22 protein-coding genes are annotated in these 21,704 nt (G+C 69.6%); 19 read left to right on the forward strand and 3 right to left on the reverse strand.

The window, feature by feature from the left end:
- Positions 1-68: 68 nt before the first annotated feature.
- Positions 69-1,412, reverse strand: a complete 1,344-nt coding sequence (locus NOO62_RS25645; RefSeq protein ID WP_268773205.1) for a M14 family metallopeptidase — start codon at positions 1,410-1,412, stop codon at positions 69-71.
- Between the two features lie 243 nt (positions 1,413-1,655).
- Between NOO62_RS25645 and NOO62_RS25650 the strand changes: the two genes are divergently transcribed.
- Positions 1,656-2,984, forward strand: coding sequence for an Nramp family divalent metal transporter (locus tag NOO62_RS25650; protein WP_268773206.1), 1,329 nt, complete (start codon positions 1,656-1,658; stop codon positions 2,982-2,984).
- Between the two features lie 71 nt (positions 2,985-3,055).
- On the opposite strand, the gene NOO62_RS25655 is transcribed toward NOO62_RS25650, so the two are convergent.
- Complete coding sequence (locus NOO62_RS25655; protein WP_268773207.1) at positions 3,056-4,060, reverse strand: chitinase; 1,005 nt, start codon at positions 4,058-4,060, stop codon at positions 3,056-3,058.
- A gap of 228 nt (positions 4,061-4,288) precedes the next feature.
- Between NOO62_RS25655 and NOO62_RS25660 the strand changes: the two genes are divergently transcribed.
- The 15 genes from NOO62_RS25660 to NOO62_RS25730 all read left to right on the forward strand — a co-directional run bounded on the left by NOO62_RS25660 (position 4,289) and on the right by NOO62_RS25730 (position 16,783).
- Positions 4,289-5,266, forward strand: a complete 978-nt coding sequence (locus NOO62_RS25660) for a hypothetical protein (RefSeq protein WP_268773208.1) — start codon at positions 4,289-4,291, stop codon at positions 5,264-5,266.
- 106 nt (positions 5,267-5,372) lie between these two features.
- Positions 5,373-6,083 (forward strand): Flp pilus assembly protein CpaB, encoded by a 711-nt coding sequence (cpaB, locus tag NOO62_RS25665; protein WP_268773209.1) that lies wholly within the window; start codon positions 5,373-5,375, stop codon positions 6,081-6,083.
- Between the two features lie 10 nt (positions 6,084-6,093).
- Positions 6,094-6,309: a hypothetical protein gene (locus tag NOO62_RS39315; RefSeq protein ID WP_414930881.1), complete on the forward strand. Its 216-nt coding sequence runs from the start codon at positions 6,094-6,096 to the stop codon at positions 6,307-6,309.
- Between the two features lie 10 nt (positions 6,310-6,319).
- Entirely contained in the window at positions 6,320-7,939 is a 1,620-nt protein-coding gene (locus NOO62_RS25675; protein ID WP_268773210.1) for an AAA family ATPase, read from the forward strand.
- A 59-nt stretch (positions 7,940-7,998) separates the two neighbouring features.
- Positions 7,999-8,334, forward strand: a complete 336-nt coding sequence (locus NOO62_RS25680; RefSeq protein WP_268775773.1) for a TadE/TadG family type IV pilus assembly protein — start codon at positions 7,999-8,001, stop codon at positions 8,332-8,334.
- Positions 8,335-8,386: 52 nt separating this feature from the next.
- The gene (locus NOO62_RS25685) at positions 8,387-9,724 is read left to right on the forward strand and encodes a CpaF family protein (RefSeq protein WP_268773211.1); all 1,338 of its coding nucleotides are present in this window, start codon (positions 8,387-8,389) and stop codon (positions 9,722-9,724) included.
- On the forward strand, positions 9,721-10,668 hold the full coding sequence (locus NOO62_RS25690; RefSeq protein ID WP_268773212.1) for a type II secretion system F family protein: 948 nt from the start codon (positions 9,721-9,723) through the stop codon (positions 10,666-10,668). Before NOO62_RS25685 ends, NOO62_RS25690 begins: the two co-directional genes overlap by 4 nt.
- Before the next feature lie 39 nt (positions 10,669-10,707).
- A complete protein-coding gene (locus NOO62_RS25695) occupies positions 10,708-11,598 on the forward strand; it encodes a DUF5936 domain-containing protein (protein WP_268773213.1) in 891 nt (296 codons plus the stop codon).
- Positions 11,599-11,896: 298 nt separating this feature from the next.
- Positions 11,897-12,115 carry a hypothetical protein gene (locus NOO62_RS25700; RefSeq protein ID WP_268773214.1) on the forward strand — a complete coding sequence of 73 codons (219 nt, stop codon included), beginning with the start codon at positions 11,897-11,899 and terminating at the stop codon, positions 12,113-12,115.
- A 41-nt stretch (positions 12,116-12,156) separates the two neighbouring features.
- Entirely contained in the window at positions 12,157-12,720 is a 564-nt protein-coding gene (locus NOO62_RS25705; RefSeq protein WP_414931015.1) for a pilus assembly protein TadG-related protein, read from the forward strand.
- A 32-nt stretch (positions 12,721-12,752) separates the two neighbouring features.
- Positions 12,753-13,343 carry a hypothetical protein gene (locus tag NOO62_RS25710; RefSeq protein ID WP_268773215.1) on the forward strand — a complete coding sequence of 197 codons (591 nt, stop codon included), beginning with the start codon at positions 12,753-12,755 and terminating at the stop codon, positions 13,341-13,343.
- Positions 13,344-13,347: 4 nt separating this feature from the next.
- The gene (locus NOO62_RS25715; RefSeq protein WP_414930882.1) at positions 13,348-13,995 is read left to right on the forward strand and encodes an OmpA family protein; all 648 of its coding nucleotides are present in this window, start codon (positions 13,348-13,350) and stop codon (positions 13,993-13,995) included.
- A 118-nt stretch (positions 13,996-14,113) separates the two neighbouring features.
- Positions 14,114-14,971: a class I SAM-dependent methyltransferase gene (locus tag NOO62_RS25720; RefSeq protein ID WP_268773216.1), complete on the forward strand. Its 858-nt coding sequence runs from the start codon at positions 14,114-14,116 to the stop codon at positions 14,969-14,971.
- 47 nt (positions 14,972-15,018) lie between these two features.
- Entirely contained in the window at positions 15,019-15,378 is a 360-nt protein-coding gene (locus NOO62_RS25725) for a winged helix-turn-helix transcriptional regulator (protein WP_268773217.1), read from the forward strand.
- Between the two features lie 835 nt (positions 15,379-16,213).
- The gene (locus tag NOO62_RS25730) at positions 16,214-16,783 is read left to right on the forward strand and encodes a hypothetical protein (protein WP_268773218.1); all 570 of its coding nucleotides are present in this window, start codon (positions 16,214-16,216) and stop codon (positions 16,781-16,783) included.
- 120 nt (positions 16,784-16,903) lie between these two features.
- Here NOO62_RS25730 and mgrA read toward each other — a convergent pair whose 3' ends face one another.
- Positions 16,904-17,941: an L-glyceraldehyde 3-phosphate reductase gene (mgrA, locus tag NOO62_RS25735; protein ID WP_268773219.1), complete on the reverse strand. Its 1,038-nt coding sequence runs from the start codon at positions 17,939-17,941 to the stop codon at positions 16,904-16,906.
- Positions 17,942-18,069: 128 nt separating this feature from the next.
- Here mgrA and NOO62_RS25740 point away from each other — a divergent pair, with 128 nt between their 5' ends.
- From NOO62_RS25740 to NOO62_RS25750, 3 genes are all read left to right on the forward strand, one after another.
- Complete coding sequence (locus tag NOO62_RS25740) at positions 18,070-18,831, forward strand: isoprenyl transferase (RefSeq protein ID WP_268773220.1); 762 nt, start codon at positions 18,070-18,072, stop codon at positions 18,829-18,831.
- A gap of 331 nt (positions 18,832-19,162) precedes the next feature.
- Positions 19,163-20,485: a PhoH family protein gene (locus tag NOO62_RS25745; RefSeq protein WP_268773222.1), complete on the forward strand. Its 1,323-nt coding sequence runs from the start codon at positions 19,163-19,165 to the stop codon at positions 20,483-20,485.
- A 390-nt stretch (positions 20,486-20,875) separates the two neighbouring features.
- A complete protein-coding gene (locus NOO62_RS25750; RefSeq protein WP_268773223.1) occupies positions 20,876-21,613 on the forward strand; it encodes a transglycosylase SLT domain-containing protein in 738 nt (245 codons plus the stop codon).
- The last annotated feature ends 91 nt before the right edge of the window (positions 21,614-21,704 follow it).

Here is a 21,704-nt window from a genome sequence, read left to right on the forward strand (position 1 = left end):
CACGCAGGGGTGACCCATGCCGAGTCTCCGCTACGCCGCGTGGTCGCAAGGCGGCACCGCACGCATCGTCAGCCCGTGCAGTACTGCTGTTCCTTGCCGATCGACCGGTACATGCAGTCCGAGTTCTCCAGGAGTTGCAGCACCGCGTCACGGTTGCGGCTGGTCTCCCGTTCGATCACCTCGTCGGGCGGGTAGAAACCGCCGCCGCCCGCGGACGACGGGTACATCTCGAAGGTGTAGCTGAAGATCTTCTGGCTGCCCCACAGCCAGTCGTTGATCGACCCGTCGGTGATGTAGAGGTCGCTGGACTGCTGGGGCGTGTAGCCGTTGCTCGCGGCCATCTTGCGGCCCACGGTCGCGTGCGCGTCGCGGTCGTCCTGGGTGAGGCCGGGGCCCGTGTCGCTGTACGTGTAGCCGTACGGCCACAGGACCAGCTCGCTGTACGTGTGGAAGTCGATGGACGCCTTGATCTGCTGCTTGCCGCCGACGACACGGCTGCGCACGAAATTGGCGACGACCTGCGTCTCGGGGGCCGACTCGGCGCTGCGGCCGCGGTACGTCTCGGAGCCCGTGGAGCCTGACGAGCCGCCGCAGCAGCCCCACCGGTAGGCCCAGTTGCGGTTCAGGTCGGTGCCGACGTTGGACGAGCCGCTGTTGGGCTGCCGGTTCTTGCGCCAGCTGCGGTACGAGCCGGACGCGATGTCGTACTCGCCGCCGTCCGGGTTCACGTCCGGCACGATCCAGATCTCGCGCTCGTCGACCATCTTCTTGATCCGCGCGTCGGTGGCGTAGTCGTCGCCCAGCTCGCGCAGCAGGTAGAGAGCCATCTCCACCGTCAGGTGCTCGCGCGCGTGCTGGTGGTGGGTGAAGAGGACCTCGGGCTCGGCCTCGTCGGTGCCCACGTTGTCGCTGATCTTGATGGCGACGATGTCACGGCCCGAGTAGGACTTGCCGATGACCTTCTTGCTGAACAGGTCCGGGTGGGCCGCGATGCGCTGGTTGATCTCCGCGTTCATCTCGGCGTAGTTGTGGTACCTCGCGTCGGCGGGCGGGAAGTCCTTGACCTTGACTTCCTCGCCGTTCGCGCGCTTCGGGGGCCCGGCCAGCGGTCTGAGCTCGTAGCCCGCCTTCCGGAGCGCCGCCGCCTCGGCCGCGTCCGCCGAGACGACCACCGCGCGGGCGTCGACCTCGTCGATCGCGACACCGGTGCGGGCGAGTGCGGTGCGCGCGGCGCGGTCGTCGCGCAGGGGGATCTCGTACTGGCGCGTTTCTTCGTCGGCGGCGGTCGCCGCGCTGCGGGGGGCCGGGTCGGCCTGTCCTGTCGAGGCGTTGGCGGTCAGGGGAGCCGCCACGGCCAGGGCGAGAAGTGCCGCGAGGGCCGCGGATCTCCTGCCGCGTATGCGGAGTCGCATGAAGTCTCCTCAGGGGTGGGGGGTTGTTCAGTGCGACGTGCGGGGCTGTCACGTGCGGGGTGCGCGACGTGCGGGGTGCGATGTGCGGGCGTGCGGTGCGCGACGTGCGGCGTGCGGTGCGCGACGTGCGATGCGCGGGTTGCCGGTCGCGCGGGCCCATCGTCGATGCGTGGCATGCACCGGTCAATGCTGTCTTTGGCCAACCTCTTGTGTCCGCGACCGCGATGCGCTTTCTTGATCGGCATGGCTGAAAGCACAGGCAGTGGCACCACCGCCGGCGAAGCGGAACCTCGGCTCCGCAAGGCGAGCTGGAAATACGTCGGGCCGGGCATCGTCGTCGCGGCCACCGGAGTCGGCGCGGGAGACCTCGTCGCGACCCTCATCGCGGGCAGCAAATTCGGCTACACCCTGCTGTGGGCCGCGATCATCGGCTGTCTGGTGAAGATCTCCCTCGCCGAGGCGACGGGCCGCTGGCACCTGGCCACCGGCCGCACCCTGTTCGAGGGCTGGCGCAGCCTCGGCCAGTGGACCACGTACTACTTCGCGATCTACGTCGTCATCTGGGGCTTCGTCTACGGAGCCACGGCCATGTCGTCCAGCGCGCTGCCGCTCGTCGCGCTCTTCCCGGACGGGCCGAGCCTCAAGACCTGGGCGATCCTTTGCGGCCTGCTCGGCCTCGCCTTCGTCTGGTTCAACCGGTACGCCGTCTTCGAGAAGGCCATGACGATCGTCATCGGCATGAAGTTCCTGATCGTCGTGTACGTCGCGATCCGCGTCGCCCCCGACCTCGGCAACGCCCTCGCGGGCCTCGTGCCCGCCCTCCCCGACGGCTCGCTGCTCTACACGCTCGGCCTGATCGGCGGCGTCGGCGGCACCATCACCATGGCCGCTTACGGCTATTGGGTGAACTCCAAGGGCTGGACCGACATCAGCTGGCTCAAGGTGATGCGGCTCGACAACCGCGTCGCGTACATCACGACCGGCATCTTCGTCGTCGCGATGATGATCATCGGCGCCGAGCTCCTGCACTCCACGAACATCGCCCTCAACTCCGGCGACCGGGGCCTCATCGACCTCGGCAAGGTCCTGGAGGACAAGTTCGGCGCGGTCACCGCCAACCTCTTCCTCATCGGCTTCTTCGCCACGTCCTTCGGCGCGCTGATGGGCGTGTGGCACGGCGTGAGCCTCATGTTCGCGGACTTCGTGGAGCGGCTGCGGCGCGAGCGCGGCGGTGCCGGGGTGGCCGAGGGGAACATGGTCGAGGAGGTCGCGGCCGGCAAGCGCGAGAAGTCGGTGCCGTTCCGGGCGTACCTGCTCTGGCTGACCTTCCCGCCGATGGGCCTGCTCTTCCTCGACGAGCCGTTCGGCCTCGTCATCGCGTACGGCGTGCTCGGCGCGTTCTTCATGCCCTTCCTGGCCCTCACCCTGCTCTGGCTGCTCAACACCTCCCGTACGCCCGCGCAGTGGCGCAACGGCCGGCTCAGCAACGTGATGCTGGCCGCCGCGGGCCTGCTGTTCCTGGTCCTCTGCGTCAAGCAGATCATCGACCTGGACTGGGGCAGCTTCTTCTGATCGACAGCGGCGCCTCCGGGGGAGCGGAGGCGCCGCTGTCAGTATCCGTCGCGCTACGGCTACCGCTACCGCTACGGCAGCCCGTGCACGTGCGCGCCCACCGACTTCGACCAGGCGCTGCCCGCCGCCGCGTCCCAGTTCGTGGACCAGGCCATCGCGCCCCGGATGCCCGGATACGTCTTGGACGGCTTGAAGGAGCCGCAGCCCGTGCCCTTCGCCAGGCAGTCCAGGGCGTCGTTCACGACGTCCGGCGCGACGTACCCGCCGCCCGCCGCCTTCGGCGACGCCGGGACGCCGATGCCGACCTGCGACGGCGCGAGGCCGTTCTCCAGCTGGATGCAGGCGAGCCCGGTGAGGAAGTCGACCGTGCCCTGGCTGTGGACCTTGCCGTCGCAGCCGAGCATCGAACCGCTGTTGTAGTACTGCATGTTGACCACCGTGAGGATGTCCTTCACGGCGAGCGCGGTCTTGAAGTACTCGGTCGACGGGGACTGCATGTCGATGGTCTGCGGCGCCATCGTCAGGACGAGCCCCGGCCCTGCCTTGCCCGCGAGCGACTTGAGGGCCTGCGTCATGTACGTCGAGTCGAGGCCGTTCTCCAGGTCGATGTCGACGCCGTCGAAGCCGTACTCCCGCATGAGCTTGTGCACGGATTCGGCGAAGGCGGTCGCGGACGCCGCGTCGTTGACCGCCACCGCGCCCTTCTCGCCGCCGACCGAGATGATCACGGACTTGCCCGCGGCCTGCTTGGCCTTGATGTCGGCCTTGAACTGGTCGACGGTGTAGCCGCCGAGCCCCGCCGAGTCGAGGTTGAACGTCACCTCGCCGGGCGTCCCGGTCGCGTCGGCGAAGGAGACGGCGATGATGTCGTACTCGTCCTGCACGTCGCCCAGCTTCTGCACCTGGGCGCCGTTGTCGAAGTTCTGCCAGTAGCCGGTCACGGCGTGCTCGGGCACGGCGCGGGTCCCGGCGTCGGCGGTGCCCGTGGACAGGCCCGTCAGAGCGAGGGCGAGGGAGAGGGCGGCGAAGGCGGCGCCGGTGAGAGCACCGGTCCTTCTCCTGCGTGTGCGGTCCACTGCTGCCTCCGGTGGGGGGAGAGGGTGGGGGGAGGTACGTCGGAACGGTGGCCACCGCCGTCTGCTTGGTCGTACAAGCTGGTCCAGACCAATTGAGTTGTCAAGGGCTCAAACATCACTTGGTGCACAGGAGTACGCGCCCACCTCCACATGAACAGTGCGAAGTTGGGTGTTGAGGCGACCATGACGTGGATATGGTGCTGAGGCAGGAGTGCACGACCACCGGGGGTGTACGCGTTGCCGACCGCCATAGCCGTCACCGGCCCCGATCTCGTGCTGCCGTCACCCGACCGGCACACCCCGTCGGCCGCCGTCCTCCAGTCGGCCGTGCAGTCCCCGCGGACGTACTCCCTGGACCAGGCGCTCACGGAGATGCACACCCTCATCGAGCACCACGGCTACGTGATCGCGCTGTGCCCGTCCTCCGCGCCCGCGGCCGTCACCCGGCGCCTGTACGCGGTCCGCTCCGTCCTGGAGAGCGACCGCATCGCCGTCGTCCGCTCCGACCTGCCGCCGCTCGGCCTCGCCGTACTCGCCCTGCAACTGCGCCAGTTGTCGGTCTGCGACTTCAGCCCCGGCGTCCTGGCCTCCGCCGCCCGCCTCCTGTCCCACTACATCTACGCGGGCGCCCTCCTCGGCTCCGTCGCCCGCCTCGACCGCGGCAGGATCGACGTCAGCCTGGAGTCGCACGCCAAGTCCTGGCTCCCGGGCAGCCAGTTCGCGGCGCTCGCGACGCCGAGTCCCGAGCTCGTGAAGGTGACGTCCGGCTCCGGCGGTGAGGAGGCAGACCTGCCCGCCCCCGGCTTCGCCACGCGACTCCTCTACGCCCCCGGCCGCCTCGCCCCCGGCTGGGTGACCGACACCCTCGCCCCCGCCTGGAAGGCCCAGGACGTCACCGAGGCGCGGCTGCCCGGCGAGTCCGAACGCTGGTGGGCCACCGGGAAGCTCGTCGAGTTCGCCGCCGCGATCCCGGACATCTCCGTCCTCTACCAGCTGGTGGCCTCCGTCAGACGCGACGACTGCCACTGGTGCGGCCTCGAACTCATCGGCGACCGCTGCGCGTTCTGCGCCGCGCCCCTGCCGCCGCCCGGCGAGCGCCCCGCGCAGCCGGTGCGCACTCTCGTCCCCGCGAGCCACCGGCTCCGCCCGGCCGCGGGCCCGGCCTCCGCACCAGGAACGTCCGCCCTGCCCCGCGGCGCCACGTAGGCCGCCCCACCGCTCCCTCGCTCCTCGTCACGCGACCGACGACCGCACGTGCGCCACCCCGCTCACTGTCCGTAGCCAACCGCACTCGATCGAGGTAGTCCGGCTTATGAACTCACGCCAGCGCCGCGGCGTCATCCTGCTGGTCCTTTCGGTCCTGTGCGCGATCGGCGCGTTCGCGGGCGTCCTCTCGGTGATCCGCGACGCGAACTCGAAGGTCGGCCCCGAGGTCCCCGCGTACAAGCTCAAGGGCGACATCGCGCCCTACAAGGAACTGACCGCCGACCAGTTCGAGAAGGTCGAGATGCCCGAGCGATGGCTGTCCGACAACGCCGTCACCGACCTCCGCGAGATCCGCGGCAAGATCGCCGTCACCCAGCTGCGCAGGGGCTCGCTGCTGCAGTCCGACATGATCGTCGGACGCCCCGAACTCGGCCCGGGCCAGCAGGAGATCGCCATCATGATCGACGCGGCGACGGGCGTCGCGGGCAAGATCACACCCGGCGCGAAGGTCAACATCTACGCCACCTTCAAGGGGGAGACCGACAACGCCGAGGACCAGTCCAAAGTCATCGTGGAGGGCGCCAAGGTGCTGGACGTCGGCAAGCTGACCCCGCTCGAACCCGACCAGGACGACCGTACGCGCCGCAGGGCCATGGAAGCGGTGCCGATCACCTTCGCCCTCGGCACGGCGGACGCCCAGCGCGTCGCGTACGCCGAATCCTTCGCCACCCATGTCCGACTCGCCCTGGTCGGCGCGGGCGGCGACGCGACCGTGCCGCCCAGGGACCGGACGTACACCCTCGACGAGGACAAGTAGGAGGTCACGTATGACCACTCGGATCCTCCCCGCCGTCGGCGACATCGACGCGGCCCGCGCGCTGTCCACGGTGACGGGCCGACTGCCCGGCACGGGACCGGCGCTGCCCGTCGGCCTCGTCGGGGAACTGCGCGACCGTGTCGCCGGGCTCGTCCCGGACGGCGCAGGCGGCGACGCGACCGTGCCGCCCAGGGACCGGACGTACACCCTCGACGAGGACAAGTAGGAGGTCAGGTATGACCACTCGGATCCTCCCCGCCGTCGGCGACATCGACGCGGCCCGCGCGCTGACCGCCCTCACCAACCAGCTTCCCGACACCGAACCCGCGCTGCCCGTCGGCGACTCCACGGCGCTCCTCGACACCCTCGCGCGGCTCGCCGCCGAGTCCGTCGACGAACTGCCCGAAGTCGTCCTCGTCCACGAGCGCATCGGGCCCGTCCCCGCCCTCGACCTCATCCGCGACCTCGTCCTGCGCTTCCCCGCGGTCGGCGTCGTCCTCATCACCGCCGACACCGGCCCCGGACTCCTCACCGCCGCCATGGACTCCGGCGCCCGCGGCATCGTCGGCCTCCCGCTCGCCTACGACGCCCTCGCCGAACGCGTCCAGGCCGCCGCCTCCTGGTCCACCGGGATGCGCAGGCACCTGGGCAGTGGAAGCGGCGGGAACCTTGAGCTGTACACGGGGAGCGGGGCTACGGGCGCGGGCACCGTCGTCACCGTCAGCGGCGCCAAGGGCGGCGTCGGCACGACCCTCACCGCCGTCCACCTCGCCCTCGCCTCCCGCGCGTCCGGCCGCAGCGTCGCCCTCGTCGACCTCGACCTCCAGTCCGGCGACGTCGCCTCCTACCTCGACGTGCAGTTCCGCCGCTCGATCGCCGACCTCGCCGCGATCTCCGACATCACACCCCGCGTCCTCCAGGACGCCGTCTACACCCACGAGACCGGCATCGGCCTGCTCCTCGCCCCCGCCGACGGCGAACGCGGCGAAGAGATCACCGACCGCGTCGCCCGCCAGACCATCGGCGCCCTGCGCGCCCGCTACGACGTCGTGGTCGTCGACTGCGGCTCCTACGTCACCGGCGCGGGCGCCACCGCCGTCGAACTCGCCGACCAGGCCCTGCTGCTCCTCACCCCCGACGTCGTCGCCGTCCGCGCGGCCAAGCGCATGGTGCGCCTCTGGGACCGGCTGCAGATCCGCAAGGCCGAGGAGACCGTCACCGTCGTCAACCGGCACGGCAAGAGCGCGGAGATCCAGCCCGTCCTCGTCGAACGCGTCACCGGGACCAAGACCGCACGGACCACCGTGCCCGCCTGCTTCAAGGAACTGCAGGCCGCCGTCGACGCGGGCCGCATGCAGGACCTCGAAAGCCGCTCCACCGTCAAACAGGCCCTGTGGGGCCTCGCGGGCGAACTGGGCCTCGTCGACCCGGACGCGGCGGGCACGAACGGCAGGCGCGGGCTCGCCCTGCGCAGGAAGGCGGCGAGCGGCGACCGCGGCGCGGTCACCCTCGAATTCGCCGGGATGTTCCCGCTGCTGCTCGCCGTCATGGCGATCCTCTGGCAGTGCGCGCTCTACGGCTACACGTACTCCCTCGCCGGAAACGCGGCGGACGAGGCGGCCCGCGCGGCCACCGCGGCCTACGCGGCGGGCGAGGGCGCGGCCGGGGCCTGCTCCGACGCCGCCCGGCAGCACCTGCCCGACGCATGGCAGGACGCGGCGGTGTCCTGCACGGACGAGGGCACGGTGTGGAAGGCCCACGTCTCCGTGGACGTACCCGTGTTCTTCCCGGGATTCGACGCGGGATGGCACGTCGACGGGGAGGCGGGGGCGGCGAAGGAGGGGGAGGACGAGTGAGCCGGTCCTGGGCCCGGTCAGGGCGCCGTCGCCACCGCTGGGACGACCGGGGCGTATCCATGCTGGAGTTCGCCGGGTTCCTGCCGATCCTGCTGCTCATCGGCCTCGCCGCGATCCAGCTCGGCCTGGTCGGCTACGCGGCCAACCAGGCGGGCTCCGGCGCCAGAGCCGCCGCCCGCGCCGCCTCGCAGGGCGACTCGGGGGAGGCGGCGGGCTCCGCCGCCATGGACGGCGGCCTGACCGCGTCCGTCGGCGTCAGCAAGGGCGGCGCCACGACGACCGCCACGGTCGAGGTGCAGGTGCCCACCCTGCTCCCCTTCATCGACACGGACTGGAGCGTCACCAAGGAGGCGACGATGCCGAACGACGACGCACCGGACACCGACTGGCCCTGACCCTGACTGACCCTGACACAGACCGCACGCATGAGGGAGGTTGAAGGACGACATGAGTCTGCGCGACCGCGTGGCCCCCACCCACCAGACCGAGCCGAGCCGCGACGACGGCCTCGTCGCCGTCTACCGCTCCAAGCTCCTGGAGGAGATCGACCTCGCCGAGATGTCGTCGCTCACGGCCGCGGACCGCCGCGTCCGCCTGGAGCGCGTACTCGGCCACATCATCAGCCGCGAAGGCCCCGTCCTCTCCACCTCCGAACGCTCCCAGCTGATCCGCCGCGTCGTCGACGAGGCCCTCGGACTCGGCGTACTCGAACCGCTCCTCGCCGACACGTCCATCACGGAGATCATGGTCAACGGCCCCGACTCGATCTTCGTCGAACGGGCCGGACGCGTGGAACAGCTCCCCCTCCGCTTCGCCTCGAACGACCAGCTCATGCAGACGATCGAACGCATCGTGTCGACCGTCAACCGCCGCGTCGACGAGTCGAACCCCATGGTCGACGCCCGCCTGCCCACCGGCGAGCGCGTCAACGTGATCATCCCGCCGCTCGCCCTGACCGGCGCCACCCTCACCATCCGCCGCTTCCCGCGCGCCTACACCCTCCCCGAACTCATCGGCCTCGGCTCCCTCGACGAGCACATGCTGATGCTGCTCTCCGCGTTCGTGCGCGCCCGCTTCAACCTCATCGTCAGCGGCGGTACGGGCACCGGCAAGACGACCCTGCTCAACGCCCTCTCCGGCCTGATCCCGGGCCGCGAACGCATCATCACCATCGAGGACTCGGCGGAGCTCCAGCTCCAGCAGGAACACGTGATCCGCCTGGAATCCCGCCCACCGAACGTCGAGGGCAAGGGCCAGATCACCATCCGCGACCTCGTCCGCAACAGCCTCCGCATGCGCCCCGACCGCATCATCGTCGGAGAGGTCCGCGGCGGCGAGACCCTCGACATGCTCCAGGCCATGTCGACGGGCCACGACGGCTCGCTCGCCACCGTCCACGCGAACACCGCGGAGGACGCCCTCATGCGCCTCCAGACCCTCGGCTCCATGTCGGAGGTCCAGATCCCCTTCGAGGCGCTGAGGGACCAGATCAACTCGGCCGTCGACGTCGTCATCCAGCTCGCCCGGCACGGCGACGGCTCCCGCAAGGTCGCCGAGATCGTGCTGCTCGTTTCCCACGGCCGCCAGCACTTCCGCATCGTGCCGGTCTCCCGCTTCGTGCCACGCCCGCTCGGCGCGGACCGCGTCGTGCACGGCCACTTCGAGCACCTGCCGCTGCCGCGGGAGATCGCCGACAAGCTGTACGTCGCGAACGAACCGGTGCCACCCGCATTCGGCGTGGCGGAGGCGATCGACGTACTGGACACGAGGGAAGCGATCGGATGAACGACCCCGCACTCCTCGCCCTGGGCGCCACCCTCCTGACGGGCACGCTCGCGGTCGCGGGCGTCCACACGTACGCGTCGGGCCGCGCCCAGCGCCAGGCCCTGGTGGACCGCCTCGCGCTAGGCCCCGGCACGGGGGACGGCGGCCCACCCGGCCGCACCCGTCGCTTCGCCACCGTCGACCGCCGCCTGCGCCGCACCCGCCTGGGCCGCGCGATCCACCTGCGCCTGTCCTCGACGGGCCTCGACCTCACGGCGGGCGAGTTCTTCACCTACGTCGTCGCGGTCGTCGCCGCCCTCTGGCTGATCGCGGCGGCGACACTGGCCCCGTTCTTCGGCCCGATCGCGGGCGTCGTGGCGATATGGGGCGCGACCGCGTTCCTCAACTGGCAACGCCAGAAACGCATCGAGGCGTTCATCAACCAGCTCCCGGACGTGGCCCGCATCCTGGCGAACGCGACGGCGGCGGGCCTGGCGCTGCGCACGTCGCTGGCCATGGCGGCGGAAGAACTGGAAGCCCCCGCGGGCGAGGAACTCTCCCACGTCGCGGACCAACTGACGATGGGCCGATCGATCGACGACACGCTGGGCGAACTGGCCGCCCGCCTCCCGTCCCGGGAACTCATCGTCCTCGTCACGACCCTCGTCCTGTCCAACAAGGCGGGCGGCACGGTGGTCAACTCGCTGCGGAACCTCACCCAGACGCTTGAGGACCGCAAGGAGACCCGGCGCGAGGTCCGCACGATGCTCTCGGAGGTCAACGCGACGGCCTTCACGGTCCCGCTCCTGGGCCTGGGTTCCCTGCTCCTCATCAACTCGTCGAACGAAGGCGCACTGGAACGGGTGACGGGTTCACCTCTGGGCCAGACACTGATCCTGATCTCGCTGGGCCTGTACGGCGTCGGCTTCTTCGCGATCCGCCGCCTGGGAAAGATCGAAGTGTAGATACTCGGTGCCGGCAAGTTGAGGAAGGAGGGAGTCACCGTGCTGAGCCTGCTCCTAGCGGCCGTGATGGGCCTCGCTGTGGCCGGCGTCTGCCAGGGCGTCCGCATGTACCGCGCGGACGCGAAGCTGCCGACCGATCTGGCCGTGGCCCTGGAGGTCGGCGCGACCCGGGTCTCGGTGGCGGGCTCGGCGGTGGACCGCCTCGGCATGCGCTTCGCGCCCCTGGTCCTGCGCCTGATGGGCCCGAAACGGGTCGACGCGAAGCGCCGCAGGATAGACATGGCGGGCAACCCCGGCGGCCTGACGATCGACCGATACGCGGCACGGCGGGCGGTCTACGGCGTCTTCGGCCTCGTCCTCGGCCTGGTCTTCCTCACCAACGGCTCCCCGCTCTTCGGCGTGCTCACGCTCGCCTTCGGCGCGGTGGCGGCGGACGCGCTGATCTGGCAGGCGATCCGTGAACGCCGCGAGGTCATCGACCGCACGCTGCCCGACTTCCTGGACGTCCTCGCCGTCGTCGTCTCGGCGGGCCTCGGCTTCCGCCAGGCGCTGGACCGCGTCGCGGAACGGTACGAGGGGCCGTGGGCGGACGAACTCCGCATCACGCTCCGCCAGATGGACATGGGCGTCAGCCGCCGCCAGGCCTTCGACGACCTGCGCCGCCGCAACGCGTCCGAACAGGTCGCCCAGTTCGTCTCGGCGCTCCAGCAGGGGGAGGAGCTGGGCTCCCCGATCGCGGACACGCTGATCCAGATCGCCACGGACATGCGCCGCACGGACGCGCAGAACTCCCGCCGCAGGGCGGCGAAGACGATCCCCAAGGCGACGATGGTGACGCTCGTGTTCATGCTCCCGGCCACGATGATCCTGATCGCGGCGGGCATGTTCCTGGGCTCGGGTTCGGACTTCGGCTCCATCCTGAACCGTTGAGTCGGGACGGTTGGGATGCGGTTGAGAAGCGGTTTGGATGCGGTTGAGATGAACGACTTCGCGAAAGCTCTTCGCGGATGCAACTCGATGTGGGACAGTCAGGGCTGAGTTCACGGTTCGCGTGAGGGGACTTCGTGCATGGTGATCTCAACGAGGGGGAAGAGAACCCGCCAACTTGCGGGCCGGGCACCCCGGATACCGCTTGCGTTGCGCAGAGTTGCTGCCGATGCACGCCGTGTGGCGTACGTTGCCTCTGACCACAAAGGGCGCGGTATCGGGTGGGAGAGGCGGGTCCGTCATGCTGAAGGAACGCGTGCTCAAAGTCTGGGTCGACTGGACGGTCTCCGTGTCGACGCGGATTCGGGGGGAGGGGCGGGATGCGGGGGCGGGGTTTGTGGAGTATGCGGGGCTGATGATTCTTATTGCGGGGATCTATACGTTGATCGACCAGCTGGGGCTGGACGGCAAGATCTCGCAGGCGATCGGCAACGCGGTCAACGACGTGATTGGCGCCTGAGGCCCGTTGGTTGTCGCAGTGACCGTGGGCAGACCCTCCCCATCTACATCTGGTTGACCGGCATCCTGCTCTTCGTTGCCCTAGCCTTCTTCGCCTTTGCGCAGGCTGCATCGGCGCGGAACGGAGCGCAATCCGCTGCGGATGCTGCGGCGCTGGCCGCGTCACAGGACGCCAGGGATGAACTTCTCGATGGACTCGAGCTGTCCATACGCGAGGGTGACGAATGGCTCGACTGGCTCACCGGTGACAAAATCACAGGCGGCGGAGCGCGGGACGCGGCCGAGGCGCTGGCCGCGGACAATGACGCCACCGTTATCGGGTTCGGCCCAGCGGAAGTCAACGGCTATCCGGGTTTCCGGGCTGAGATCGAAACCACGTACACCGTCGGAGACACGATCATCCCCGGGACCGAGTCCAAGCACGCCAAAGCCGAAGCCACTGCCGTCATCAAACCGCGTTGCGAAGCGGCCCCGTCGGCCGACCGGGAAGATGTCATGGAATTCGACTGCGACGGCGGTGACTCCTTTGAGATCGACCCGGACGATTTCCAGGCGGGAGACTTGCCGGATGCGTCCGTTCTGTTCTCTGTCCACTTGGCCGACTGACCGGCTTTCGACGAAAGAGGGAGGCCGCACCCATGAGCACTCGTCGCACCTTGGTGGCCCGCAGGGTAATGACCGCTGTGGCGATCACAACTGGGTTGGTCCTGACGGTCGCCGGCTGCGGTGGTGGCGGAGGAGATGACAAAGCGGACAAGAAAGCCACCCCCTCCGCTTCCGAAAAGGACGGTGATGACGACAAGGGCGACGCCCCGGCTCCCGAAGCGGACCAGGCACTGGCCGAGGTCAAGAGCAACGGCATCGCGCTCACCGTTACTTCGGCGTCCCGTGACGAGGGTGGTTTCCTGACCGTCAGCGGCAAGGTGACGAACGGCACGTCAGGCATCTGGGTCGGCAGCGAGTGGCGCAGCGACGAGAACGAGCTCAAGAAGAACGGCGGGTCCTTGGCCGGCGCGAGCATCATCGACCAGCAGGGGAAGAAGAAGTACCTGGTTCTCAGGGACACCACGGGACGCTGTCTGTGCACAAAGTTCGAAGGCGGCATCAATCGGAGTCAGTCCGTGGATTGGTACGCCCAATTCCCTGCACCGCCTGAGGGCACCTCCAAGGTGCAGTTCCAGGTGCCCACCATGCCTCCAGCTGCCCTAGAGATCTCCGAGGGTGAGTAGCCCCATGGCCCGCGACCAGCTCACCCGAACCGCAATGCTCGCCGCCGCCCTCACCACCCTGATCCTCATCGCCCCGTCGGCCCACGCCGACGACGACCCCCCCGCCCCACCCGGCAGCACCACCACCTCCCCACCCCCCGAAGTCGACTCCGCCAGCCCGGGGCTGAAGTTGGCCGACGGGGCGACGCTCGCGCCCGCGAAGGTGCTGGACATCAAGTCCGTCGTCGAGGATCTCGGCGGCGAGGAGCGCCGCGAGGACACCAATACCGACGTGAAGTTCGCGCTGCAGGCGGAGGTGCTGTTTCCCAAGGACAGCCCGAACCTGAACCCCGAGGCGAACGCGCGGATCAAGGCGATCGCGGAGGAGGCCGAGGCCCAGAACGCCACGGACGTCCGCGTCTTCGGCTTCACGGACAGCCTCGGCTCCTACAGCCACGGCAAGAAACTCTCCCGCGAACGCGCGGAAGCCGTCCACGACAGGCTCGCGAGCTACCTCGGCCCGGAGGTCACGTACTCCGTGCGCGGCTACAGCGAGGACTACCCCATCGCGGACAACGGCTCCGAGGAGGGCCGCAAGAAGAACCGCCGCGTCGAGGTGTCCTTCCCCCGAGGCGCGACGGACCCCACCCCCGGCACGGAAACCAGCGGCTGAGCCCCAGACACGCCCCCCCGTCGCGTCGCCGAACAGCAACCTGATCGCCGCCCGGGCGCGCCGAGCCACCGCCAAAACCAAGATGTGCCCCACGCGCCTCGGATGTCAGGATTGCCCCATGAGCTCCACGAACAGCGATCCCGCAGGCCAGGACGGCCAGGACGGCCAGGACGGCCAGGACGGCCAGGACGGCCAGAACCCAGTCCCCCGCGCCTTCGACGACCTCGTGGCCGAAGCCGAGGCCGCGCCGACCGAGGGGTGGGACTTCTCCTGGTTCGAGGGGCGGGCCACCGAGGCGCGGCCCTCGTGGCGGTACGCGGAGTCGATGGCCCAGCGGCTCGCCCGCGCCTCCGCGAGCCTCGACATCCAGACCGGCGGCGGCGAAGTGCTCGCCTCCGCCGCCACGCTGCCTCCGCTCGCCGTCGCCACGGAAGGCTGGCCCGCGAACGTCGCGAAGGCCACCGCCCTGCTGCACCCGTGCGGCGTCGTGGTCGTCGCATCGCCGGAGGACGCGCCGCTGCCGTTCGCCGACGGCGCGTTCGACCTCGTCACCAGCCGCCACCCGGTCAAGCCCCACTTCGACGAGATCGCCCGCGTGCTGCGGCCCGGCGGTGCGTACTTCGCGCAGCACGTCGGGCCCGCCAGCGTCTTCGAGGTCGTCGAGTACTTCCTCGGCCCGCAACCCGAGGACGTCAGGAACGCCCGCCACCCGGAGCAGGAGCGCGCCGAGGCCGAGTCCGCGGGGCTCGACCTCGTGGACCTGCGGATGGAGCGGCTGCGGATGGAGTTCCACGACATCGGCGCGGTCGTCCACTTCCTGCGCAAGGTGGTGTGGATGGTTCCGGGGTTCACCGTGGAGGCGTACCGGCCGCGGCTGCGCGAGCTCCACGACCGCATCCAGGCGGAAGGGCCCTTCGTGGCCCACAGCTCGCGGCACCTCTTCGACCTCCGCAAGCCGGTACTGTCGAACGCGTAGGAACGCGTGGGAACGCGTAAGTGGGTGGTGAGGGCGAGGAGTTGGCCGTGGCGAAGCGCAGTGAACCGTACGCCTGCGGGCTGGACGCCGCGGTGGACGTCGTCGGCAGCAAGTGGAAGCCGCTGATCCTCTGGGCGCTGCACGCCGGTACGACGCTGCGCTTCGGCGAGCTCAGACGGCACATCGCCGGCGTGAGCGAGAAGGTGCTGAGCCAGCAGCTCCGGGAGCTGGAGGCCGACGGCATCGTGCACCGCGAGGTCTACCGCGAAGTGCCGCCGAAGGTCGAGTACTCACTGACCGCCCTCGGCGAATCCCTCAACACGGCTCTGGTGCCCCTGGGGTTGTGGGGGGACGAGCACATGCGGCAGGTGATGGCGAACAAGGCCGCGGCGGACAGCGCCGCCTAATAGCGCTCACCGCTCACCGCTCAGCGCTTAGCGGTTGCAAGCGGGCGGAACGGACTAACGGCGTGCACCTGCGTGTATCGGTACGCATCGGCACGTACATCCCGAACTCGAAGCCTTGATTCCGCATCGTTATCAATACTGGCTCGTTCCGCCCATGATCCTCACGTAAGTTCAGACCAAGGCTAATTCGCGTGAGCAAACCGCGCGTGCGGTGCCGCGCGGTGGAGGGGGTCGCGCGGCACCGCGAGCCGTCACTCCGCACCCCGCCCGGCAGTGCCCACAGGGCCCACGGCGCCGTCCACGACGACCCGCCCACCCCGGCGTACGCCCCACCGCGCCATCGCCCCGGCCGCATCGTCCGGCCGGACCGCACGCGCCACTCGCGGTCGAGGTACGCAGGCCCCGCCGACGCGTTCGGGGCGAGGCCGGGATCTCCAGGGGGATCGGCGGGGTCCGCGAAAGGGTGGGTACCTTCATCGTCGCCCTGCCCGCGAAATTCGCGGCCCGGTACTCCGGCGCGTCAAGCACGTGACGTCCGAGGGGTCCCTCTTGCGGGTTAGCGCCGCGCCCGGCCGAAACTCGCCCTCGAACCCGCGATTCCGCCGGTAGAACGGGATCGCGCAGTCGTCGGCCGCTCTCGGAGAGTAGTTGTGGGGCGCCAATGCACCCAGCAGCACTTACGAAGGGTTATGGTGGAAACCCCCCCTCGGGCCGGTCCGTCTCCCCCCCACGGACCGGCCCGATTTTTTGTGCCACGGGGCGCGGCAGGTTTTCGCTCCACGGGCCCGGTGGCTGAAGGCCTGCGGAAGATCGACATCCAGTTATCGTCAGGGACATGTCGAACCAATTCCCCCCGCCGCCCGGCCCTCCCCAGCCCGACCCTCCCCACCAGCCAGGCCCGCCGCCCGAGGCCGGTCCTCCGCCGCAGTCCGGCCTCCCCACGTACACCGGCCCCGCCCAGGACCCCGCCCACGCGTACGGGCAGGGATACGGGCAGGGATATGGACAGGGGTACGGGTACGGCTACGGGCAGGCTCCGATGTGGCCGCTTCAGATGCCCGGCGTCGTCCGCGCCGCGCAGATCGTCATCTGGGTGCTCGCCGGTCTCACCATCGTCGGCAGCGTCATGCTGATAGCCATAGCCAACCCGGAGACGGGCGGCGCCGCGCTCGGCGTGAACGTCTGTCTCCTCGTCGCCGCCGGTATGGCCTTCTGGTTCGGCAGCGCGGGCCACGGCATCCGCGTGACGTGCATCGTCCTGATGAGCGTGCAGATCCTCTTCGGGCTCGGCGGCGCGGCCGGGGGCAACCCGGGCGGTCTGCTGCCGATGCTCGGCGCGGTCGCCGCGGTGATCCTGCTCTCGCAGAGCGCCGCGGGCGCCTGGTTCAAGCGCCCGCGCGCCTGACACGCCTGACACGCCCGACACGCCCGACACGCCCGACACGCCCGTGACGGACACGGAAAAGCCCCGGGCGGGACACGCGCCTCCGCCCGGGGCTCCCTCACGTCCCGCCCCCCGGCCGGTTCAGCCCCGCCCGGCCCAGATGTTGGTGCCCGGCGTCGACACCGCGAACGTGTCGATCGCGGAGAGCTCGGCGTCCGTCAGCTTCGGGCCCGCGAGCGCCGCCACGTTCTCCTCCAGCTGCTTGACGCTGGACGCGCCGATCAGCGCCGACGTCATCCGCTCGTCACGGAGCACCCAGTTGAGGGCGAGCTGGGCCAGGGACTGGCCGCGGGCCGCCGCGATGTCGTTGAGGCCGTTGAGACGGCGTACGACCTCGTCACTCAGGAGACCCGGGTCGAGGGACTTGCCCTGCGTCGCGCGCGAACCCTCCGGGATGCCCTTCAGGTACTTGTTCGTGAGCAGGCCCTGCGCGAGCGGCACGAAGGAGATGCAGCCCATACCGGCCGTCTCCAGGGTGTCGAGCAGGCCGTCTTCCTCGGTCCAGCGGTTGATCATCGAGTACGACGGCTGGTGGATGAGCGCGGGCACGCCCATCTCCCGCAGCAGCCGCGCCGCTTCCGCGGTCTGCTCGCTGTTGTACGACGACACGCCGACGTAGAGCGCCTTGCCCTGCCGCACCGCGGAGGCGAGGGCGCCCATCGTCTCCTCGAGCGGGGTGTCGGGGTCGAAGCGGTGGGAGTAGAAGATGTCTACGTAGTCGAGACCCATCCGGTCGAGTGACGCGTCCAGCGACGACAGCAGGTACTTGCGGCTGCCCCACTCGCCGTACGGGCCGGGGTGCATCAGGTAGCCCGCCTTGGTCGAGATGACCAGCTCGTCGCGGTAGGGAGCGAAATCCTGTGCGAAGAGCTTGCCGAAGTTGAGCTCGGCGGAACCGGCGGGCGGGCCGTAGTTGTTCGCCAGGTCGAAGTGGGTGACGCCCAGGTCGAAGGCGCGGCGCAGGATCGCGCGCTGCGTGTCGAGGGCCTTGTCGTCGCCGAAGTTGTGCCAGAGACCGAGCGAGACGGCGGGCAGCTTCAGACCGCTGCGACCCGTACGGCGGTACTCCATTGAGTCGTACCGGGCCTGTGCCGCGCGATACATAGACGTGTCGTTCATGGGTACGAAGCTACTTCAGCGTCCTAGTACCCGACTGTGGAGGGACGCTTGAGCGGCGGTAGGGTGTCGCCCTCGGGGTTGCTCTGGGCGCGCCCCTGGAGACCGCCATCTGCTGGAGGCTGACACACGTGAACCTGCGCGACCTGGTGTACGGACTTTACGCACGCCGGGTGGAAGGCCGCCTCGACCACGACCAGGTGCCGAAGCACATCGGGGTCATCCTCGACGGCAACCGTCGCTGGGCGAAGGCTGCGGGCGGGACCACCGCACAGGGCCACCAGGCGGGCGCACACAAGATCGAGGAGTTCCTCGGCTGGTGCGCCGAGACGGACGTCGAGGTCGTCACGCTGTGGATGCTCTCGACCGACAACTTCGACCGGCCCGACGACGAGATGAAGCCGCTCCTCGGCATCATCGAGGCCACCGTCCGCTCGCTCGTCGCCGACGGCCGCTGGCGCGTGCACCACGTCGGCGCGCTCGACCTGCTGCCCGCCCACACCCAGATGGTGATGAAGGAAGCCGAAGAGGCGACCCGCACCAACACCGGGATACTGGTCAACGTCGCCGTCGGCTACGGCGGCCGCCAGGAGATCGCCGACGCGGTCCGCTCGCTGCTCCTGGAGCAGGCGGACAAGGGCCGCGGCCTGGAGGAGGTCGCGGAGAGCGTCGACATCGACCAGATCTCCAAGCACCTCTACACCAGCGGCCAGCCGGACCCCGATCTGGTGATCCGAACGAGTGGTGAGCAGCGCCTCTCCGGGTTCATGCTCTGGCAGTCAGCCCACTCCGAGTACTACTTCTGCGAAGTCTTCTGGCCGGCCTTCCGAAAGGTCGACTTCCTGCGTGCGCTGCGTGATTACGCGGCCCGCCACCGCCGTTACGGGGGATGACTCCGCGCGCCCCTGAGGTCGGGGCCACCCAGAGTTAACCAACGCGTCGTCATATGCCCTGGCATGGCTGCGCATGTTCGAGGGAATACCCCTTCCAGGTCGACGTCCGAGCAGTGTCCGACAGGGACGTCGTATCTCAGCGGGCGGCATGGGCCGTCCGCCCGGGAGGCCCTTTGCACCAGGACGACCGTGTGAGCAGCGCGGGCGACGTGGAGGGCCGGTGCTCGGCCCGCGCAACGCGGCCCGTGACCGGTCCGGTTCACGCCCGCCGGATCGCGCCCGGTATCCCTCCCGTCGCTCCCCGACCTCATCCGAGGGGGTACGTCCTTCCGTGGTGAACAGCACAAAGCGCCGCATGCCCGACAGGCGCACCTACGTTCTCGACACCAGCGTCCTGCTGGCCGACCCGAACGCCCTGACCCGCTTCGACGAGCACGAAGTAGTGCTGCCGATCGTCGTGGTGACGGAGCTGGAGGCCAAGCGGCACCATCCGGAGCTCGGTTACTTCGCCCGGCAGGCCCTGCGCCTGCTGGACGACTTCCGTATCCGGCACGGCCGCCTGGATGCCCCGATCCCCATCGGGGACCTGGGCGGCTCGCTGCGCGTCGAGCTCAACCACTCCGATCCCGGCGTGCTCCCGGCCGGCTACCGGTTGGGGGACAACGACTCACGGATTCTCGCCGTAGCACGCAATCTCCAGGCGGAGGGGTACGACGTCACGGTCGTCTCCAAGGACCTGCCGCTCAGGATCAAGGCCTCGTCGGTGGGGCTCCTCGCCGAGGAGTACCGCGCCGAGCTCGCCATCACGGACTCCGGCTGGACCGGCATGTCCGAACTGACGCTCTCGGGTGAACAGGTGGACCTCCTCTTCGAAGAGGACACCCTCTACGTCCCCGAGGCGTCGGACCTGCCCGTGCACACGGGCCTCACCATCCAGTCGGAGCGGGGCAAGGCCCTCGGCCGCGTCACGGCCGAGGGCAACGTCCGGCTCGTGCGCGGCGACCGGGAGGCGTTCGGCCTCAAGGGGCGCAGCGCCGAGCAGCGGGTCGCCCTCGACCTGCTCCTCGACCCGGACGTCGGCATCGTGTCGATGGGCGGCCGCGCGGGCACCGGCAAGTCGGCGCTCGCACTCTGCGCGGGCCTGGAAGCCGTCCTGGAGCGCAGGCAGCACCAGAAGGTGATGGTCTTCCGGCCGCTGTACGCGGTGGGCGGGCAGGAGCTCGGCTATCTGCCCGGCACCGAGGCCGAGAAGATGGGCCCTTGGGCGCAGGCGGTCTTCGACACGCTGGGCTCGGTGGCGGGCAAGGACGTCATCGAGGAGGTCACCGCCCGCGGGATGCTCGAAGTGCTGCCGCTCACCCACATCCGCGGACGCTCGCTGCACGACGCGTTCGTGATCGTGGACGAGGCGCAATCCCTGGAACGGAACGTCCTGTTGACCGTTCTGTCCCGAATCGGGGCGAACTCCCGTGTCGTACTGACGCATGACGTGGCGCAGCGCGACAACCTCCGCGTGGGGCGGTACGACGGCGTGGTCGCCGTCGTCGAGAAGCTGAAGGGGCATCCGCTCTTCGCCCACGTCACGCTCACGCGCTCGGAGCGGTCGCAGATCGCGGCCCTGGTGACCGAAATGCTGGAGGACGGTCACATCTGAGGCGCTTCACGGCAGTTGCACCACACAGGACGCCGTCCGGCAAAGCGAAGGAGCCTAGCCGGGCGGCGTCTTGCTGCACCCCTGTTTCCGAAAAACTCCTGGGGCAAACGGGGTGTGAGCTTTCCCACGCAACGGAGAATTGCCTTGCGGTGTCCGGCTGCGGCAGAGTCTGGGTCCTGTCAGGCCCCGCATGCGACACACGTGTACCCCCAGAGGTACGACAACTCAGGCACCAGAGAACTTCATAGTGACCGTCGCATGCCGCCCGAAGCACCACGCGACGCTCCTGTAACGGGAGTTGTCCACCGGGTCCGTGCCTCCCGTGACCGATGGACAGCGGAGGCCAGTGCCAGGGGCACGATTGCGTCCGCGAGGTCACCTATGCGGGCGATGCTGGAAGGAAACCGTGTGAGCCGGATTTCGGTCCGGGGATTCGCCGTGGCTTCTGCCACCGCGGTCACCACCGTCGGCGCTGTCGTGGGTGTCGCCTCGGGCGACACCCAGCCCTCGAACACGAACGACATCGAGGCAGCGGCAAGCGACGCGACGCTCCTCGCAGACATACCCGCGGGTCAGCAGGCCCAGGTCCAGACCGCGTCCCTGACGCAGCAGGCCGACGCGCAGGCCATGGCCGCCGACACCGCAGCGAAGAAGACCGCAGCTGAGGAGGCCCGCAAGCAGGCCGCCGCATCGGCGATCGAGAAGCAGAAGGCCGCCGAGAAGGAAGAGGCAGCCCAGAAGGCCGCGGACAAGAAGGAGCGTGAGGAGAAGGCCGAGACCAAGGCCAGCCGCTCCTCCGCCCGCGACGCCTCCAGCTTCGAGCCCCAGGGCTCCTACACGGTCGCTCAGGTCCAGGCGATGGCACGGCAGATGGTCCCCGGGGACCAGTTCCAGTGCTTCAGCAACATCGTCAACCACGAGTCCACTTGGAACTACAAGGCGACCAACGCCTCTTCGGGTGCCTATGGCCTCGTCCAGGCGCTGCCCGGTACCAAGATGGCCTCGGCGGGCGCCGACTGGCAGACCAACCCGGCCACGCAGATCAAGTGGGGCCTGAACTACATGAACGACCGCTACGGAAGCCCGTGCGGAGCCTGGAGCTTCTGGCAGGCCAACAACTGGTACTAGGCCCCTCCGCGGCCGTACCGCGCTCAACCTCGCGAGGCCCCTCACCGTCCTACGGTGAGGGGCCTCGCCCGTGTACGGTCGGTCCGGACAA

Origin of the sequence: Streptomyces sp. Je 1-369 (genome assembly GCF_026810505.1) — a bacterium.
Lineage (GTDB): Bacteria > Actinomycetota > Actinomycetes > Streptomycetales > Streptomycetaceae > Streptomyces.

Excerpts from the sequence above, each read along its gene's own strand:
- NOO62_RS25645 (WP_268773205.1), bottom strand. The coding sequence starts at position 1,412 with ATGCGACTCCGCATACGCGGCAGGAGATCCGCGGCCCTCGCGGCACTT.
- NOO62_RS25650 (WP_268773206.1), top strand. The coding sequence starts at position 1,656 with ATGGCTGAAAGCACAGGCAGTGGCACCACCGCCGGCGAAGCGGAACCT.
- cpaB (WP_268773209.1), top strand. The coding sequence starts at position 5,373 with ATGAACTCACGCCAGCGCCGCGGCGTCATCCTGCTGGTCCTTTCGGTC.
- NOO62_RS39315 (WP_414930881.1), top strand. The coding sequence starts at position 6,094 with ATGACCACTCGGATCCTCCCCGCCGTCGGCGACATCGACGCGGCCCGC.
- NOO62_RS25675 (WP_268773210.1), top strand. The coding sequence starts at position 6,320 with ATGACCACTCGGATCCTCCCCGCCGTCGGCGACATCGACGCGGCCCGC.
- NOO62_RS25680 (WP_268775773.1), top strand. The coding sequence starts at position 7,999 with ATGCTGGAGTTCGCCGGGTTCCTGCCGATCCTGCTGCTCATCGGCCTC.
- NOO62_RS25685 (WP_268773211.1), top strand. The coding sequence starts at position 8,387 with ATGAGTCTGCGCGACCGCGTGGCCCCCACCCACCAGACCGAGCCGAGC.
- NOO62_RS25690 (WP_268773212.1), top strand. The coding sequence starts at position 9,721 with ATGAACGACCCCGCACTCCTCGCCCTGGGCGCCACCCTCCTGACGGGC.
- NOO62_RS25700 (WP_268773214.1), top strand. The coding sequence starts at position 11,897 with ATGCTGAAGGAACGCGTGCTCAAAGTCTGGGTCGACTGGACGGTCTCC.
- NOO62_RS25710 (WP_268773215.1), top strand. The coding sequence starts at position 12,753 with ATGAGCACTCGTCGCACCTTGGTGGCCCGCAGGGTAATGACCGCTGTG.
- NOO62_RS25715 (WP_414930882.1), top strand. The coding sequence starts at position 13,348 with ATGGCCCGCGACCAGCTCACCCGAACCGCAATGCTCGCCGCCGCCCTC.
- NOO62_RS25720 (WP_268773216.1), top strand. The coding sequence starts at position 14,114 with ATGAGCTCCACGAACAGCGATCCCGCAGGCCAGGACGGCCAGGACGGC.
- NOO62_RS25730 (WP_268773218.1), top strand. The coding sequence starts at position 16,214 with ATGTCGAACCAATTCCCCCCGCCGCCCGGCCCTCCCCAGCCCGACCCT.
- mgrA (WP_268773219.1), bottom strand. The coding sequence starts at position 17,941 with ATGAACGACACGTCTATGTATCGCGCGGCACAGGCCCGGTACGACTCA.
- NOO62_RS25750 (WP_268773223.1), top strand. The coding sequence starts at position 20,876 with ATGCTGGAAGGAAACCGTGTGAGCCGGATTTCGGTCCGGGGATTCGCC.